The organism is Roseobacter sp. AzwK-3b (genome assembly GCF_000170875.1).
GTDB lineage: Bacteria > Pseudomonadota > Alphaproteobacteria > Rhodobacterales > Rhodobacteraceae > Roseovarius > Roseovarius litoreus.
Map to the genome: position 1 here is coordinate 189,828 of NZ_ABCR01000002.1, position 16,242 is coordinate 206,069.

Annotated in this window: 18 protein-coding genes; 15 read left to right on the forward strand and 3 right to left on the reverse strand. The window is 63.9% G+C overall.

The annotated features are described in order from the left end of the window. The first annotated feature begins 244 nt into the window (after positions 1–244). The 5 genes from phnC to RAZWK3B_RS05135 all read left to right on the forward strand — a co-directional run bounded on the left by phnC (position 245) and on the right by RAZWK3B_RS05135 (position 5,041). Positions 245–1,069, forward strand: coding sequence for a phosphonate ABC transporter ATP-binding protein (gene phnC, locus RAZWK3B_RS05115; RefSeq protein ID WP_007812858.1), 825 nt, complete (start codon positions 245–247; stop codon positions 1,067–1,069). Positions 1,070–1,145: 76 nt separating this feature from the next. Continuing rightward, positions 1,146–2,045, forward strand: a complete 900-nt coding sequence (phnD, locus tag RAZWK3B_RS05120; RefSeq protein WP_007812860.1) for a phosphonate ABC transporter substrate-binding protein — start codon at positions 1,146–1,148, stop codon at positions 2,043–2,045. A gap of 93 nt (positions 2,046–2,138) precedes the next feature. Then, positions 2,139–3,014, forward strand: a complete 876-nt coding sequence (gene phnE / locus RAZWK3B_RS05125) for a phosphonate ABC transporter, permease protein PhnE (protein ID WP_007812863.1) — start codon at positions 2,139–2,141, stop codon at positions 3,012–3,014. A 3-nt stretch (positions 3,015–3,017) separates the two neighbouring features. Beyond that, positions 3,018–4,370: a phosphonate ABC transporter, permease protein PhnE gene (gene phnE / locus RAZWK3B_RS05130; protein ID WP_007812865.1), complete on the forward strand. Its 1,353-nt coding sequence runs from the start codon at positions 3,018–3,020 to the stop codon at positions 4,368–4,370. A gap of 53 nt (positions 4,371–4,423) precedes the next feature. Further along, entirely contained in the window at positions 4,424–5,041 is a 618-nt protein-coding gene (locus RAZWK3B_RS05135; RefSeq protein ID WP_007812867.1) for an LbetaH domain-containing protein, read from the forward strand. 66 nt (positions 5,042–5,107) lie between these two features. Here the strand turns inward: RAZWK3B_RS05135 and RAZWK3B_RS05140 are convergent, their stop codons facing one another. Further along, positions 5,108–6,289 (reverse strand): alpha-D-ribose 1-methylphosphonate 5-triphosphate diphosphatase, encoded by a 1,182-nt coding sequence (locus tag RAZWK3B_RS05140; RefSeq protein WP_007812869.1) that lies wholly within the window; start codon positions 6,287–6,289, stop codon positions 5,108–5,110. Between the two features lie 76 nt (positions 6,290–6,365). Then, positions 6,366–7,088, reverse strand: coding sequence for a phosphonate metabolism transcriptional regulator PhnF (gene phnF, locus RAZWK3B_RS05145; RefSeq protein ID WP_007812870.1), 723 nt, complete (start codon positions 7,086–7,088; stop codon positions 6,366–6,368). A gap of 101 nt (positions 7,089–7,189) precedes the next feature. On the opposite strand from phnF, the gene phnG reads away from it, so the two are divergent. Genes phnG through phnN form a run of 7 tightly spaced genes read left to right on the forward strand, consistent with a single transcriptional unit; the run spans position 7,190 to position 12,226 of the window. Continuing rightward, positions 7,190–7,633, forward strand: a complete 444-nt coding sequence (gene phnG, locus RAZWK3B_RS05150) for a phosphonate C-P lyase system protein PhnG (RefSeq protein WP_007812873.1) — start codon at positions 7,190–7,192, stop codon at positions 7,631–7,633. Beyond that, positions 7,633–8,202 carry a phosphonate C-P lyase system protein PhnH gene (phnH, locus tag RAZWK3B_RS05155; protein WP_007812874.1) on the forward strand — a complete coding sequence of 190 codons (570 nt, stop codon included), beginning with the start codon at positions 7,633–7,635 and terminating at the stop codon, positions 8,200–8,202. The genes phnG and phnH overlap by 1 nt, the downstream gene beginning before the upstream one ends. Continuing rightward, on the forward strand, positions 8,202–9,302 hold the full coding sequence (locus RAZWK3B_RS05160) for a carbon-phosphorus lyase complex subunit (protein ID WP_007812876.1): 1,101 nt from the start codon (positions 8,202–8,204) through the stop codon (positions 9,300–9,302). Before phnH ends, RAZWK3B_RS05160 begins: the two co-directional genes overlap by 1 nt. Continuing rightward, positions 9,299–10,180 carry an alpha-D-ribose 1-methylphosphonate 5-phosphate C-P-lyase PhnJ gene (locus RAZWK3B_RS05165; RefSeq protein ID WP_007812877.1) on the forward strand — a complete coding sequence of 294 codons (882 nt, stop codon included), beginning with the start codon at positions 9,299–9,301 and terminating at the stop codon, positions 10,178–10,180. The genes RAZWK3B_RS05160 and RAZWK3B_RS05165 overlap by 4 nt, the downstream gene beginning before the upstream one ends. Further along, entirely contained in the window at positions 10,177–10,953 is a 777-nt protein-coding gene (gene phnK, locus RAZWK3B_RS05170; protein ID WP_007812879.1) for a phosphonate C-P lyase system protein PhnK, read from the forward strand. The genes RAZWK3B_RS05165 and phnK overlap by 4 nt, the downstream gene beginning before the upstream one ends. A 47-nt stretch (positions 10,954–11,000) precedes the next feature. Continuing rightward, positions 11,001–11,681, forward strand: a complete 681-nt coding sequence (gene phnL / locus RAZWK3B_RS05175; protein WP_007812881.1) for a phosphonate C-P lyase system protein PhnL — start codon at positions 11,001–11,003, stop codon at positions 11,679–11,681. After that, the gene (phnN, locus tag RAZWK3B_RS05180; RefSeq protein ID WP_007812883.1) at positions 11,681–12,226 is read left to right on the forward strand and encodes a phosphonate metabolism protein/1,5-bisphosphokinase (PRPP-forming) PhnN; all 546 of its coding nucleotides are present in this window, start codon (positions 11,681–11,683) and stop codon (positions 12,224–12,226) included. The genes phnL and phnN overlap by 1 nt, the downstream gene beginning before the upstream one ends. Here phnN and RAZWK3B_RS05185 read toward each other — a convergent pair. Then, entirely contained in the window at positions 12,208–12,894 is a 687-nt protein-coding gene (locus RAZWK3B_RS05185) for a DUF1045 domain-containing protein (RefSeq protein WP_007812884.1), read from the reverse strand. The two genes, phnN and RAZWK3B_RS05185, sit on opposite strands and share 19 nt — an antisense overlap. 50 nt (positions 12,895–12,944) lie before the next feature. On the opposite strand from RAZWK3B_RS05185, the gene RAZWK3B_RS05190 reads away from it, so the two are divergent. The 3 genes from RAZWK3B_RS05190 (at position 12,945) to RAZWK3B_RS05200 (ending at position 16,234) form a co-directional block, all read left to right on the forward strand. Beyond that, positions 12,945–14,087 (forward strand): alpha-D-ribose 1-methylphosphonate 5-triphosphate diphosphatase, encoded by a 1,143-nt coding sequence (locus RAZWK3B_RS05190; protein ID WP_007812886.1) that lies wholly within the window; start codon positions 12,945–12,947, stop codon positions 14,085–14,087. A 274-nt stretch (positions 14,088–14,361) separates the two neighbouring features. Beyond that, a complete protein-coding gene (locus RAZWK3B_RS05195) occupies positions 14,362–15,051 on the forward strand; it encodes a fumarylacetoacetate hydrolase family protein (RefSeq protein ID WP_007812888.1) in 690 nt (229 codons plus the stop codon). A gap of 220 nt (positions 15,052–15,271) precedes the next feature. Further along, on the forward strand, positions 15,272–16,234 hold the full coding sequence (locus tag RAZWK3B_RS05200) for an SLAC1 anion channel family protein (RefSeq protein ID WP_007812890.1): 963 nt from the start codon (positions 15,272–15,274) through the stop codon (positions 16,232–16,234). Positions 16,235–16,242: the final 8 nt, after the last annotated feature.

The window sequence follows — 16,242 nt, forward strand, 5'->3', positions numbered from 1 at the left end:
TTTGATCGTTGTCCTGCCTTTGGCTCTTGTGGCAGCGGGCGATCTTCCGGGCTTTGTTGCAGTCCGGTTTCCAGCCGGTCCACGCGCGCGCCAGTCTGAGCGTCTTCTGTGTCATCGCCAAGGATAGGTTCCGGCCCTGTTTCCGGCAAGACCGGTCGCCCGTTACAAAAGCTTCACCGGAGTGTCACGAGGCTTTCGAGAATCCGGCCTAGCACCATTGCACGACCGTTTTGGGGGATGCCTGGTGCTGAAGATTACCAAACTGACAAGAAAGTTCGGTCCGAACACGGCTGTCGACGCCGTGTCGTTCACGGTCGAAAAGCCGATGATGATCGGCATCATTGGCCGGTCGGGCGCGGGAAAATCGACGCTGTTGCGCATGGTGAACCGGCTGACGGACGCGACCGAGGGCAAGATCGAGTTCGAAGGGCGCGACGTGACGGCGCTGAAGGGCGACGCCAAGCGCGCCTGGCAATCCGATTGCGCGATGATCTTTCAGCAGTTCAACCTGGTGCCGCGGATGGATGTGGTGTCGAACGTGCTGCATGGCACGCTCAATCGCCGCTCGACGCTGGCGACGATGTTCAACCTCTATCCTCAGGCGGATATCTGCCGCGCCATTGAGATCCTGGATCGTCTGGGCATCGCGGAACATGCGCCCAAGCGCGCCGAGGCGTTGTCGGGCGGCCAGCAGCAGCGCGTCGCGATTGCCCGTGCGCTGATGCAGGACCCCAGGATCGTTCTGGCCGACGAGCCGATCGCCAGCCTTGACCCGATGAATGCCCAGCTGGTGATGGATGACCTGCGCCGCATTCACGAAGAGGATGGCCGCACGGTCATCGCCAATCTGCATACGCTGGATACCGCGCGGCGCTATTGCGACCGGGTGATCGGGATGCTGCATGGCCGGATCGTGTTCGACGGCACGCCCGAGCAACTGACCACGGGTGCCGCGCGCGACATTTACGGCGCTGATGCCGGGTTTTCCGAGACCAGCACCTCGACCTCGATCGAGACTCTGGAGCGTGCCGAAGACCGCGCCATGCGCGCGGCCGAGGCTACGATCTGACGTTCTTCGCCCTGCCGTGGAACGCGGCAGAGCAGCCCCTGAGACCCCTAAAGACCGAAACCTGAAAGAGGATATCATGAAGAAACTGCTTGCTGCCATCGTGGCCACAACCGCACTGACCGCCCCGGTCATGGCTCAGGACATCACCGAATTCCGCATCGGCATTCTGGGTGGCGAAAACGCCCAGGACCGGATGGCATCGAACGAGTGCTACCGCGCCATGGCCGAAGATTTGCTGGGCGTTCCGGTCAAGCTGTTCACGCCCGCTGATTATGACGGCGTGATCCAGGGCCTGCTGGGAGGCACGATCGACATGGCGTGGCTGGGAGCATCGGCCTATGCCAAAGCCTATCTGACCAATCCTGATGCAGTCGAGCCGATCATGGTCAAAACCAATGTCGACGGCTCGTACGGATATCACTCGATCGGGTTTGCCCGCAAGGACAGCGGCATCACCTCGCTTGGGGACATGCAGGGCAAGGTGTTCGCGTTCGGCGATCCCAACTCGACCTCGGGCTACCTGATCCCGTCGATCGAAATCCCCGTGGAGACGGGTGCGTCGATGGAGTCGGGCGATTACTTTGGTGAAGTGAAATTCGTCGGCGGTCATGAACAGACCATCGTCGCGGTGGCCAATGGCGATGTCGACGGCGGCGTGACATGGGCAGACGGCATGGGCGCTTGGGAAGACGGCTATAACTCGGGCGCGCTGCGCAAGGCGTCGGACGCAGGCTTGGTCGACATGAACGACCTGGTCGAAATCTGGAAGTCAAAGCCGATCCCGGAAGGTCCGATCGTTCTGCGCAAAGATCTGCCCGAGCGTGTGAAGATCGACATCACCACGCTGACGGCGTCGCTGCCCTACATGGCGCCTGACTGTGCCTATAACTTCATGGCAGGCGAGGCCCTGGGATTCCAGCCGATCAACCATGACGCCTATCTGTCGATCATCGAAGCGCGCAAGTCCAAGATGTAAGCCGCAAGGCGGATACCTCGGCCGGTCCCTTGCGGGGCCGGCTCGTTCTTTTTTGTTCTCCCGCCCCGTCATCTCGTCAAGGAGCAAAGCCGCATGGTCGATACCTCGCTGGCCCGGAACAGCGCAGCGCCGGACACCGCCGCAATTCAAGACGCCTATCTGGCCATGACGCGCACCAAGCGCATGTATGGCGGGATCATGCTGGTGATCTTCATCGCGTTGATGACATCCGGGTTCATGCTGGCCGATAGCCGCAATGCGGGCGGGTTCTGGGACGGGATCCTGAACATCTTTGCGTTTCCCGGCGAAGTGCTCGCGGAAGCGCGCGAGAAGGTGACGCTGATCCCCGCGCTGATGGTGAAATTTTTCCCGTCGCTGATCGAGACGGTGAATATCGCCGCGGCCTCGACGCTGATTGGCGGGTTGATGGCGGTGGTGCTGTCGCTTTTGTCGACGCGCGGGCTGGCGCGGTTTCCGGCGCTGGTCGGTCCTTTCCGCCGGTTGATGGATATCCTGCGCGCGGTGCCCGAGATCGTGATCGCGCTGGTGCTGATCTTCATCCTTGGTGGCGGGCCGGTGCCAGCGATGATCGCCATCGCGCTGCATACGGCCGGTGCCTTGGGCAAGCTCTTTTCCGAGGTCAACGAGAATGCCAGCCTCAAGCCGTTGGAGGGGCTGGAATCGGTTGGGGCGAACTGGACCCAAAGGATGATCCTGGGCGTGGTGCCACAGGTGGCGCCCAACTGGTTGAGCTATGCGCTGCTGCGGTTCGAGATCAATATCCGGGCCTCGGCGATCCTTGGTTTCGTGGGGTCGGGCGGGATCGGCTATGATCTCAAGAACGCCTTCAGCTGGGGGCAGGGCCGCTACGATGAGGTGGCGGCGATCTTTATCCTTGTGTTCCTGACGATCGTGTTTTTCGACCAGCTGTCGAGCCATTACCGCAACAAACTTGTCGGAAAGGTCTGACCCATGAGCGCAACGGCAGAAATGGTGACGGGCGGCAATCCTGCGCAGGATGCGGTAGCGCGGTTCCGGCGCAAGCAGATCGCGGGCTTTGCGGTGCCGGCGGTGATCCTGGCCTATTTCGTCTATCTTTTCTTCGCCTTCGACATTGCCGGGCTGGTGGACCGTGCCCGCATGGACAACGCGAAAATCCTTGTCGCCGACAGCTATAGCTACAAGACCCATATCACCCACGACAACCGCAATGGCGGTCTGAGCTTTGCGATCGAGGGCGAGAACAAGGGCACTTATCCTGACGGCATGATGCCGGGGTTCGTCACGTCCACGGGCGAAGATGCCGTGACGATCACGCTGGATGCGGGCGAGGTGGCCGAGATCGAAGGCTCGACCCTGCGCTACAGCTTGCCTGATTATGGAACGGTGATCGTAACGGTTGAGGGGCGGGATATTTCGGTCGAGACGCCGGACGGGACCATCCCCGACTGGATCAGCGCCAGCACTGCCCGCGTCAACATAACGGGCGAGGGCGGTCGCGCGACCGTGACCCGCGCCCGCACCGAGGTTTATGTCTATTCCTATGGCTGGGAGCTGTTCTGGTTCACGCTGGACAGCCCTTTCTACGGCAAGTCCTTTGCCGAACTGGCGGCATTGGCGGTATCGGGCGAGCAGGTGATCGAGGGTCAGAGCAACTTTGCCGCCATGGTCGGTGAGGTCTGGAACAACAGCATGTGGCGGCACAAGGATGTGATCTGGGCGATCTTCGAGACCATCCTGATGGCCTTTCTCGGCACGATGGGCGCCGCGATCGTGGCGCTGCCGATGGCTTTCATCGCGGCGCGGAATTTCAATCGTCTGGCAAGCCTGCGCTTTGCGATCCGGCGGGTGTTCGATTTCGTGCGCGGGGTCGATGGGCTGATCTGGACCATCATCCTGTCACGTGCCTTCGGTCCCGGGCCGATGACTGGCGCGCTCGCGATCCTGATCACCGATACCGGCAGCTTCGGCAAGATATTCTCGGAGGCGCTGGAAAATGTCGACGACAAGCAGATCGAGGGCGTCACCTCGACCGGGGCGAAGCCGCTGCAACGCTATCGGTTCGGGGTGATCCCGCAGATCACGCCGGTGCTGCTAAGCCAGGTTCTGTATTACCTCGAATCCAACACGCGCAGCGCCACGGTGATCGGCGCGATCACCGGTGGCGGCATCGGCCTGTTGCTGACGCAGGCGATCATCACTCAGAAGGACTGGGAAGAGGTGAGCTATTACATCATGCTCATCATCATCATGGTGATCTTCATGGACACGCTATCGGGCTGGCTGCGGCGCAAGCTGATCCGATCCGACGATAGCGGTGTCTGAGCCGAGAGGCGAGGCACGGTGCCGCGCGTACGGACCGGCAAGGGGGCAAGCGAATGAAAAGACTGACCGCCGAAGCGCCGCTGATCCATCCCGAGTGCGAGATCACCGACAGCGATCTGGGGGCTTATACCGAGATCGGGCGCGGCAGCCGCGTGGCGCGTTCGTCGATCGGGGATTATTCCTATTGCGACAGGTATTGCGACATCGCCAATGCCGATGTGGGCCGGTTCAGCAATATCGCCAGTTTCGTGAGGATCGGCGCCACGGATCATCCTCTGGACCGGGCGAGCCTGCATCATTTCATGTATCGCTCAGCCAGGTACTGGGACGATGCCGAGGACGATGCTGCATGGTTCGAGCATCGCCGGTCGCGGCGCGCCCATATCGGCCATGACACATGGATCGGACATGATGCGCAGATCAAGCCGGGCCTGAGCGTAGGGCATGGCGCGGTCGTCGCCTCAGGGGCGATCGTTACGAAGGATGTGGCGCCTTATATGATCGTTGCGGGTATGCCCGCGAAGCCGGTGCGGCCTCGCCAGCCCGCTGCATTGGCCGAACGGCTGATTGCCCTTGGCTGGTGGGACTGGAGCCACGAGCGGCTGCGCGCGGCACTCGGGGATTTCCGGGCGCTTTCGATTGAGGCGTTTCTGGAAAAGTACGGCGGCTGACGGCATCGCAAAAAGCGCCCCGGTCCGGGGCGCCGCCGGATTTTCACGAAATGGTCCGAGGCAGGGTCACTCTGCGGCAAGAGCCATACGGTTGCCGATGGACAGGAAGCGATGCGCAGCCTCGCCGGTCAGATGGGTGATGCGGCCTGCGACAAGCGTGGCCTCGATCTCGCGGGTGTCTGCGTTCACGACCGTCAGATCCGCCCTGAGTCCGTAGTCGATCACGCCCCGGTCGGGCAGGCCCATGATGCGGGCAGGCGCCGCAGAAATCATCGCCCAGGCTGAGGCCAGATCGAGAATGCCTTGATCGGCCAGATGAAATGCCGCCTGCGCCAGCGCGGGGTAGTAGTAGTCCGAGACAAGCGCATCGCAATGGCCCGATGCGATCAGGTCAGCGGCCGAGATGTTGCCCGCCTGCGAGCCGCCGCGCACCACGTTGGGCGCGCCCATGATCACCGGATCGTTGACTGCCTTGGCCAGCCGTGCGGCGGAGCGCGAGATGGGGAATTCGCAGATCCGGGCGCCGATCATCGCAAAGGTCTCGCGGGTTTCGCCGTCGGGATCATCATGGCTGCCGTAGCGCACGCCCAAAGCATCGAAGGTTTCGGCCAGACGGCACAGATAGCGCGGCACAGCGCGGCCCTGTTTGCGCGCCTCTTCAACAACGGCGAGGTGCTCTTGCGGGCTACGGCCTGCCTCTTTGGCCCAACCTGCCAGAACTTCGGGGCGGCTGTGCGACAGGGTGACGGCCTCTTCCAGATGATTGTTGAACACCACATAGCCCACGCCGTGCCGCTTGATCGCAGCGATCAGGCGGTCGGCAGTGTCGACAGTATGGGTCTCGCAGCGGATCTGCACCCGCAGATCGGTCTTCATCCGGGCGCGGTAAGCGGCGTGGGCCTCGAGCATCGCCTCGGCGTGATCGGGGCTGCGCCGTCCGCCTTCCCAAGACCAGCTTTGCGCCAGCCACGCGGTTGTCACGCCATTTGCGGCAGCGTCGCGATCGGTGCCGATCAGGCCCTGTTCAATGGAGAATGGCGCGGTGGGGCGCGGGGCGGTGTGTCGCTCGAACGCGTCGCCATGCAGGTCTATGATGCCCGGCAGGATATAATAGCCGGTCAGATCGACCTCGGGGAAAGGGCCTCTGCCGATGCAACCGGATTCGATCGCGACAGAGCGCGTCTGAAGTTCGCCGTCACGCAGGACGGTCGCGCCGGTCAGGCGTATATCGGGCCATTGCATGGACATCGGACTGCTCTTGTCTGCCATTTTTGTAAATCTAGCGCAGGATTGTATCGCCCGCATGACAAACCCTTGGACTCCTTCATGAATCGGAGTGGGTGAGGGTGACTCTGTCGCCGGCGAACCAGGTGCGCCCATATTCTACCGGTTGCTTGTCCGGATCGACATTCAGCGAGACCGAGCGCAGGATCGGTGCGCCCTCGGTGATCCGAAGGTGCAGCGCCTGTGTCGGATTGGCGAGTTTCGCGGTCAGGCGCGTCCAGGCGCGGGTGTAATCGGCGACGCCCTGTGCGCGCAGAGCCTCGGTGACAGAATGCAGCCGGGCCAAGGCCTCGGGCAGATCGGGAAAACGCTTGGCGGGAAAGACGCTGCGGAAAAGAGCGACCGGCGCCCCATCTGAGAGCGACAGCCCGTCATAGACATGCACCGCGGCGCCGGGTTCCAGGTTCAGGGCTTCGGCTTCGCGCTGATCGGCGGCGCGGGTTTCCAGACCAAGGACTGTCTTGGCTGGCATGCGCCCCGCCGCGCGCAGGTTCTGGTGAAAGCGCACGCGCCTGCCGATGGGGTAATCGGTGGGCTTGTGGGTGACAAAGACGCCCGCGCCCTGGCGCGTATGAATCATCCCGTCCTCGGCCAGTTGCGCCAGTGCCCGGCGCACGGTGTGCCGGTTGACGCCAAACCGGGTGGACAGCGCCGCTTCGGTCGGGAGCTTGTCGCCCGGCGCATAGCGGGATGCGGCGATGTCGGCGCTCAGGGCGGCATGGATGGATTTCCAGATCGGGGTGCGAGTGGTGGTCTGGGTCATGTCACGAAAACTTCACGCTTCTGGGATTGCGCGACTCGGCGTGTCGGCGTAATAGTTTGTCTAGTTGTATAGAAACTTAGACAAATCCGCAAGGTGTCTAGATGACCGAGATCGAAAAGAGACAGCATTGGATGAGCCTGCTGGCCAAGGCGCCTTCGGCCGAGCTGGACAGGCTGTGGTCGGCGCTTGGGCTGACACCGGACTATGGCTATCTGCGCGCCCCCGAAGCAGGTGGCGTCATGGTGCGCGGACGGGCCGGGGCGACGGGAGCGCCCTTCAATCTGGGCGAGATGACGGTGACGCGCTGTTCGGTGAAACTGAGCGGGGGCGAGGTGGGGCATGCCTATGTCCAGGGGCGCGACAAGGCGCACGCGACACAAGCGGCCTTGATCGATGCGCTGATGCAGACGGGGCAGGCGGCATTCGTGCGCGAGGCGGTTCTGGAGCCGTTGGATGAGGCGCAGCAGGCAGCCCGCGCGGCGCGTGCGGCCAAGGCCGCGGCGACCAAGGTGGATTTCTTCACGATGGCAAGGGGAGAAGATTGATGCAGGCCGAGGCACTGGATGGCGGGTTCGCCGATGGCCCGATCGATGCCGCGCGCGCGTTTCGTGCGGCGATGTCCGTAATGGCCCGGCCCGGTCGGATCGAGCGGCTGGCAGGTGCCGCACCGCCCGCGCCGCTGTCGCGGGCGGCGGGTGCGCTGATCCTGACGCTGTGCGATCCGGAAACGCCGGTGCATCTGGCCGGGGCGCATGATGCCACTGCCTTGCGCGACTGGATCACGTTTCACACCGGCGCACCGCTGGTCGGGGCGGCGGATGCCATGTTCGCGGTCGGCGCTTGGGATGCGCTGCAGCCGCTGGATGCCTACCGGATCGGAACGTCGGACTATCCCGACCGCGCAGCCACCCTGATCGTCGAGATGCCGGCGCTTGCGGCGCAGGGCGCCCGGCTGACCGGCCCCGGCATAAAGGACAGTGCGCACCTCTCGCTTCCCGAGACGGCGGCGTTCCGGCGCAACGCGGCGCAGTTTCCCCTCGGCCTCGATTTCTTTCTGACCTGTGGTGATCAAGTGGCGGCCCTGCCGCGCAGCACCTGTGTGGAGGACATCTGATGTATGTAGCGGTCAAAGGTGGCGAACGGGCGATCGACAACGCCCATGCCTGGCTGGCCGAGGAACGGCGCGGCGATCTGTCGGTGGCGGAATTGTCCGTGGCGCAGATCCGCGAGCAACTGAGCCTTGCCGTGAACCGGGTGATGGTCGAGGGGTCGCTTTACGATCCCGATCTGGCGGCGCTGGCGATCAAGCAGGCGCGCGGCGATCTGATCGAGGCGATTTTCCTCATTCGGGCCTATCGCACCACCTTGCCCCGTTTCGGTGCATCAAGGCCGGTCGATACCGCGCAGATGGCCTGTGACCGGCGTATCTCGGCCGCGTTCAAGGATGCGCCCGGCGGACAGGTTCTGGGGCCGACCTTCGACTACACGCATCGCTTGCTGGATTTCAAGCTGGCCGCAGAAGGTGCCGCCCCCGAGGCGCCAAGCGCCGCACCGCAGGAGGGACGCGTGCCGCATATCACCGGGTTTCTGAACCGTGAAGGGCTGATCCAGACCGAAGCCGCCAGCGAGGACACCCCGCCCGACTTGACGCGCGAGCCGATGGAGCTGCCCGCCGAGCGGCCCTTGCGCTTGCAGGCGCTGTCGCGGGGGGATGAGGGGTTCGTGCTGAGCCTCGCCTATTCCACGCAGCGCGGTTATGCCCGCAACCATGCCTTCGTGGGCGAATTGCGGATCGGTGCCGTGGCGGTCGAGATGGATATCCCCGAGCTGGGCTTCGCCATCGAGATCGGCGAGATCACCCTGACCGAATGCGAGACGGTCAATCAGTTCAAGGGATCGAAAACCGAGCCGCCGCAATTCACCCGTGGTTATGGGCTGGTCTTTGGCCAGACCGAGCGCAAGGCGATTTCCATGGCGCTGGTGGATCGTGCGCTGCGCTGGAAGGAACTGGGCGAGGACAATCAGGGCGCGCCGGCGCAGGACGAGGAATTCGTGCTGATGCATTGCGACAACATTCAGGCGACCGGGTTTCTCGAGCATATCAAGCTGCCGCATTACGTGGATTTCCAGTCCGAGCTGGAACTTGTGCGGAAGCTGCGCCGCGAGGCGCAGGACGGCGCGGGCGCGTCCCCCGTGCAGGAGGCTGCGGAATGACCGACTACAACTTCGCCTATCTGGATGAACAGACCAAGCGGATGATCCGCCGCGCCATCCTCAAGGGATTGGCGCTGCCGGGGTATCAGGTGCCCTTTGCCAGCCGCGAGATGCCGATGCCCTATGGCTGGGGCACGGGCGGCGTGCAGGTCAGCGCGGCGACGCTTGTGCCCGAGGACCGGTTCAAGGTGATCGATCAGGGGGCCGACGACACCACCAACGCGGTGTCGATCCGCAAGTTCTTTGAGCGCACCGCCGGGGTTGAGACGACTGAGCACACCGCCGAGGCCAGCGTGATCCAGACGCGCCACCGCATCCCCGAGACGCCGCTGAGCGAGGATCAGATCCTTGTCTATCAGGTGCCGATCCCCGAGCCGCTGCGCTTTCTGGAACCACGCGAGACAGAGACCCGCAAGATGCACAGCCTCGAGGAATATGGCCTCATGCATGTGAAACTCTACGAGGATATCAGCCAGCACGGCGCGATCGCCACCTCCTATGCCTATCCGGTCAAGGTGGAGGGGCGCTATGTGATGGACCCGTCGCCGATCCCGAAATTCGATAATCCAAAGCTGTCGGATTGCCCGGCGATCCAGTTGTTCGGCGCAGGGCGCGAGCAGCGTATCTATGCGCTGCCGCCCTATACACGCGTCGTGAGTCTCGATTTCGAGGATTACCCGTTCGAGGCCAGCAAGGCCGATCATGCCTGCGATCTGTGTGGCGCTGGAGACAGCTATCTCGATGAGGTCATCACCGACGATCAGGGGGGGCGCATCTTTGTTTGCTCTGACACGGATTATTGCCGGGGCCGCCGCGAGGCGGGCCATGTGGGGACGCAGGCGCAGGATGCGCCGATGATGACGGAGGCCCGAGCATGAGCCCCCAACCGCTTTTGCAGGTGCGCGATATCACCCGATTTTACGGCACGAGGATCGGCTGCCGCGACGTGAGCTTCGATCTTTATCCCGGAGAGGTCATGGGCATTGTCGGGGAGAGCGGATCGGGTAAATCCACGCTTCTCGGCTGCCTCGCCGGTCAGTTAGCTCCTGATGCCGGCGAGGTTCTGTTCGACACCCGCACCGATGGCCTGCGCGATACGCTCAAGATGTCCGAGCCTGAACGCCGGATGCTGTCGCGCACGGATTGGGCCTTTGTGCATCAGCATGCGCGCGACGGGCTGCGCATGGGGGTGAGTGCGGGCGGCAATGTGGGCGAGCGGCTGATGGCCGTGGGTGCGCGGCACTATGGTGACATCCGCGATCAGGCCGTCGATTGGCTGGGCCGGGTCGAGATCCCGGCGGATCGGGTGGATGACCGGCCCACGGCCTTCTCGGGCGGCATGCAGCAGCGTTTGCAGATCGCCCGCAATCTGGTCACCGGGCCAAGGCTGGTCTTCATGGACGAGCCGACCGGCGGGCTGGACGTGTCGGTGCAGGCGCGGTTGCTGGATCTGTTGCGGGGATTGGTGCGCGAAATGGGTCTCTCGGCGATCATCGTGACCCATGATCTGGCGGTGGTGCGGCTGCTGGCCGACCGGCTGATGGTGATGAAGGACGGGCATGTGGTGGAAACCGGCCTGACCGATCAGGTGCTGGATGATCCTCAGCATGGGTATACACAGTTGCTGGTCTCCAGCGTGCTGCAAGTCTGAGACGGGCGGGCTGTCCCGATGAGAGGGCCGATAGGAAGGACAAGGCAATGATCGAGATAAACGATGTTTCAAAGCGGTTTATCCTTCATAATCAGGGCAGTGCAGTTATTCCGGTGATGGAGGGCGCCAGCCTGAATGTCGCCGCGGGCGAGTGCGTGGCGCTGACCGGCAGTTCGGGCGCGGGCAAGTCCACGCTGATGCGCATGATCTATGGCAATTACCTGGCTGCGTCGGGCCGGATTATGGTGGGCGGTGTCGATGTGGCGCGCGCCGAGCCGCGCGAGATCCTTGCGCTGCGCCGCGAGACCCTTGGCTATGTCAGCCAGTTCCTGCGCGTGGTCCCGCGCGTTCCGACCATCGACGTGGTGGCAGAGCCGCTTCTGGCGCTTGGCCGCCCGCGCGAGGAGGCGATGGACCGTGCCCGCGATCTGCTGGCCCGGCTGAACATTCCCGAGCGTTTGTGGTCGCTCAGCCCCACGACCTTTTCGGGCGGCGAGCAGCAGCGGGTGAACATCGCGCGCGGCTTTGCCCATGCCTATCCCGCGCTCTTGCTGGACGAGCCGACGGCCAGCCTTGATGCCGCCAACCGCGAGACGGTGCTGTGCCTGATCGAAGAGGCCAAGGCACGGGGGGCTGCGATTGTCGGAATTTTCCACGATGTAGAGGCGCGCGCCCGCGTTTGTGACCGGGAAATCGATGTGTCCGTCTTTACGCCGAAGGCCGCATGATGACAGGGCGGCTGATCGGTGTGGTTGGTCCATCGGGTGTCGGCAAGGACACGGTGATGACGGCATTGGCCGTGCGCTGCCCCGGTCTTGGCCTTGTGCGGCGGGTCATCACTCGGCCAGAGGATGCGGGCGGCGAGGTGTTCGAAGGTGTCAGTGCGGCGCGTTTCGAGGCGCTCTGCCAGGACGAGGCGTTCTGCCTGCATTGGGCTGCGCATGGTTTGCGTTATGGCATCCCGCGCGAGATCGAGGGGCGGCTGGCGGCGGGCGAGGTCCTGTTGGTGAACCTGTCGCGGTCGGTGCTGCGTCAGGCGCAGGCACGGTTCGCGGGCTTCGTCACGTTGCATCTGACTGCCCCGCGCAATGTGCTGGCGGAGCGGTTGGCAGCACGAGGGCGCGAAAGCGCGCGGCAGATCGAGGCGCGGCTGGCCCGGTCGGAGTTTGCCTTGCCGGACGGGTTGGAGCGGGCCATCGAGGTGGTCAATGCCGGGGCGCTGGAGCAAACGCTTGAGATGATCGAGGACCAGCTTTACCCGGTGAAGGCATGACGGGAGATCAGATGGAACCGGCCTTTGGCATCCTCGCCCGCGAGGCTGAGCGCGTCGATCACGAAGGGCGCGGGCAGAAGCGGCGTGAGGACAGGGCCAAGCGCTTGGGCGGTCTGGCGGGCTTGTGCGACGGGCAATTTGCCGGTCAGGGTGATATGAAAGCGGAATTGGTCCATCACGTAAGGATAGCCCCAGGCCCGCAAGAGGGCATCCTGTTCGGGGGTCAGGCCGGCCTCGCGGCGGCGGGCCATCTCGGCCTCGGTCAGGGGGGCGCGGAAGGCATTGAAGCCGCGCACAATGTCGGCGGCCAGAGCGTTGAGCGGGCCTTCGTTGCCCAAGGGCCGCAGTGCCAGAAAGCGGCCAAGCCGCGCCAGTTCCAGCCCGTCCATCGTCACGGCGGGGCGCTGCGCGCAGAAGCTGGCCAGCGCGTCGTCCAGCATGGCTGGCGTTGCCCCCTGAGCCAGCCGGAACGGCGGCTTCATGGTGGCGTGAAGCCCATATTTCCTTGGTGTTTCGGTGATCTGTGCGACCGGCAGGGGCAGGCCCGCGACATCCGGGTGCGCCAGCTCGTTTCCGGTGGTCATGTCCCATCCCAGCCAGGCCGAGCAAACCTGACTCAGTGGCCCCGGCGCGGGGGTGTAGTAGATCGCGTATCGCCTGTAATCCATGACGTTCCCGTTTCTTTTGGCTTCACTTGTCAGCAAAGCGTAACGACCACATGACACAAGACACCATCCTCGCCAATGCCACCCTTGTTCTGCCCGACCGGAGCGTGACGGGCCATGTCGTGCTGCGCGACGGGGTGATCGCGGATATCGGCACCGGCACGGCGCTGCCCAAGGGCGCGGAGGATTGCGAGGGGGATGTCGTGGCGCCGGGGCTGATCGAGTTGCATACCGACAATCTGGAGCGGCATATCCAGCCGCGTCCCAAGGTCGACTGGCCGCATAATGCCGCGATCTTGGCCCATGACGCCGAGCTGGCGGGCACCGGTATCACCACCGTGTTCGACGCGATGCGGGTGGGATCGATCCCGAGCGGACGGGGCAGATATATCAAATACGCGCGCGGTCTGGCCAATGAGCTGCTGGCGTTGCGAGCTGATAATGCATTGAAAATAAGCCACTTTCTGCATCTTCGGGCCGAGGTCTGTTCCGAGACGCTGGAAGAGGAGATGGCCGAGTTTGGAGAGGCGGACCGCGTGGGCATCGTCAGCCTGATGGACCATACCCCCGGTCAGCGCCAGTTCCGGGACATCAGCAAGCTGGAAGCCTATGTGAAGGGCAAGCTGTCATTGAATGACGAGGAATTCCGCGCCCATGTCGCGCAGTTGCAGGAGCTGCGCGCGCTGCATGGGGACCGGCACGAGGCGGCGGCGGTGGCCGAGGCGAAACGCTATGGTGCGGTGCTGGCGAGCCACGATGACACCACCGAGGAGCAGGTGCGGGTGTCGGCGGGGCATGGCATCCGGGTGGCCGAATTTCCCACCACGCTGGAGGCCGCGCGCGCCTGCCATCTGCATGATATTGCTATCATAATGGGTGCGCCCAACCTGATCCGAGGGGGCTCGCATTCGGGCAATGTGGCCGCGCATGATCTGGCAAGGGCGGGGCATCTGGATATCCTGTCGTCGGATTACGTGCCCTCGGCGCTGCTGCTGGCGGCGGTGCAACTGGGCGAGATCTGGGGGGATATGGCAAGGGGGCTGGCGACGGTCACGGCCAATCCTGCGCGCAGTGTGGGGCTGGAGGATCGGGGGGTGCTGGAGCCGGGCAAACGGGCGGATGTGATCCGCTTCGCGATGCGCGGCGGGGTGCCGGCGCTGCGCGGGGTTTGGTCGCGGGGATCGCGCGTCGCCTGATTCGAAGGTTAACGGCCTTGTTTTCAAGGAAAACCCGCATCGGTATCGCGTCGGTATCACGTCGGTATCGCGTCGGTATCGCGTCGGTGCGGGGTCGGTTTGGGCCATGGGTTAATGCGCCGCGCGCCCTGCAACGCCCCAAGATGTGGGATGAGGATGATTCCGGCCATGCCTGCCCACCGATGCCCGAATTGCGCGTAGGCCGGAAGGCCCGGCGTAAAGCGGCTTTGACAGGACCCGCCGAGCGGCGCATAACACCCTCATGACACAGGATATGCTTTTTCCCCCGCCCGAAGGTCTGGCCATTCCGGTGGCCGGTGACAGCCGTCAGTTTCCGCTGCGGCGGATCTTCTGCGTGGGGCGGAATTATGCCGCCCATGCCGCCGAGATGGGCAATGAGGTGGACCGCGAGGCGCCTTTCTATTTCACCAAGTCGGCCCATGCGCTGTGCCTTTCGGGGGCGACGATCCCTTATCCGCCGGGCACGCAGGATTGCCATTACGAGATGGAGTTCGTGGTGGCGATCGGCGCGCCGGCGTTCCGGGTGACCAAGGCGGAGGCGATGCAGGCGGTCTGGGGCTATGGCTGCGGGATCGACCTGACGCGGCGCGATCTGCAGGGGGCCGCCAAGGACAAGCGCCGCCCCTGGGATCTGGGCAAGGATTTCGAGAATTCAGCGCTTATGGCGGCATTGACGCCTGCTGAGGCGTTTGGCGAGATCGGCCAGCAGCGCATCACCCTGCGTCGGGATGACGAGATCGTGCAGGATGCCAGCCTGAGTGACATGGTGTGGTCGGTGCCCGAGCTGATTGCGCATCTGTCGGGCTATTATCACCTGCTGCCCGGAGACCTGATCTATACCGGCACGCCAGCGGGGGTTGGCCCGGTGCAGCCCGGCAGTGTCCTTCTGGGCGAGATCGAGGGGCTGGAGCCGGTGCGTGTCACGATAGGCGAGGCCGAGTGAGGCGGGCAGTGCTGGGGCCGCGCTGCGGGCTTTAGCTGATCCTTTCGGTGATCCGGGCCGTTGCGAGGCGCGTGATGGCATGTGGCCTATGCGGGGGTCATGGCGGGCCGGACATTTAAATCGCTCTGAAATGCAGAGAGTTGCGGCAGGCTTGATCTGGATCAACGCGGCGTGCGTCATCATATGCTGAATATAGAATATATATTTGGAGCGCCACAGGATGACCGACCCGACCCACCGCTGGCTTGAGCATTATCCCGTCACCTTGTTCACCATCGTGATGGGCATGGCCGGGCTGACCCTGGCGCTGCGCGCCGGGGAGCAGGCACTGGGCCTGACATCGGCGCTGTCGGCGGCGGTCTATGTGGTCACGCTGGCCTTGTTCGGGGTGATCGCGGCGGGCTATGGCGCCAAGGCGCTGAGACATCCCGCCGCCCTGCGCGCGGAATGGGATCATCCCGTGAAGCTGGCGTTTTTCCCGGCGATTTCCATCGGGCTTTTGTTGCTGGCGGCGGCGACAATGCCGTGGTCCGAGCCAGTGGCGCGGGCGATGTGGCTGATCGGTGCGGCGTTGCAGGGCGTGCTGACGCTTGCGGTGGTGTCGGGCTGGATCGGATCGCGGGCCTTTCTGCATGGGCATCTGTCGCCCGCGTGGTTCATTCCTGCGGTTGGCAACGTGATCGTGCCGATCGCCGGAGTCGATCTGGGATATGTCGAGCTGAGCTGGTTTTTCATGTCCGTCGGTCTGATCTTCTGGCTGATCCTGCTGACGCTGGTGATGAACCGGCTGGTGTTCCACGACCCGCTGCCCGAGCGGTTGCAACCGACGCTGGTGATCCTGATCGCGCCGCCTGCGGCCGGGTTCCTGGCTTGGGTCAAGCTGACCGGCGGGATCGATCATCTGGCGCATATCCTGCTGAATGGCGGGTATTTCTTTGGCCTGATCGTGGCGGTGCAGCTGCCGCGCATCCTGCGGCTGCCGTTTGCGATGTCCTTCTGGGCGCTCAGCTTTCCGGTGGCGGCGCTGACCATCGCCAGCCTGCAGTATGCCGAAGTCACCGGCTCTACCGCCCATCATCTGATCGGTCTGGGCCTGCTTCTGGCTTTGACCGTGACCCTTGGCGCCTTGCTGATCCGCACCTTTCGGGCGGTCAGTTCCGGTGCCGTGTTTCAACTCGAATGACGCGCGAA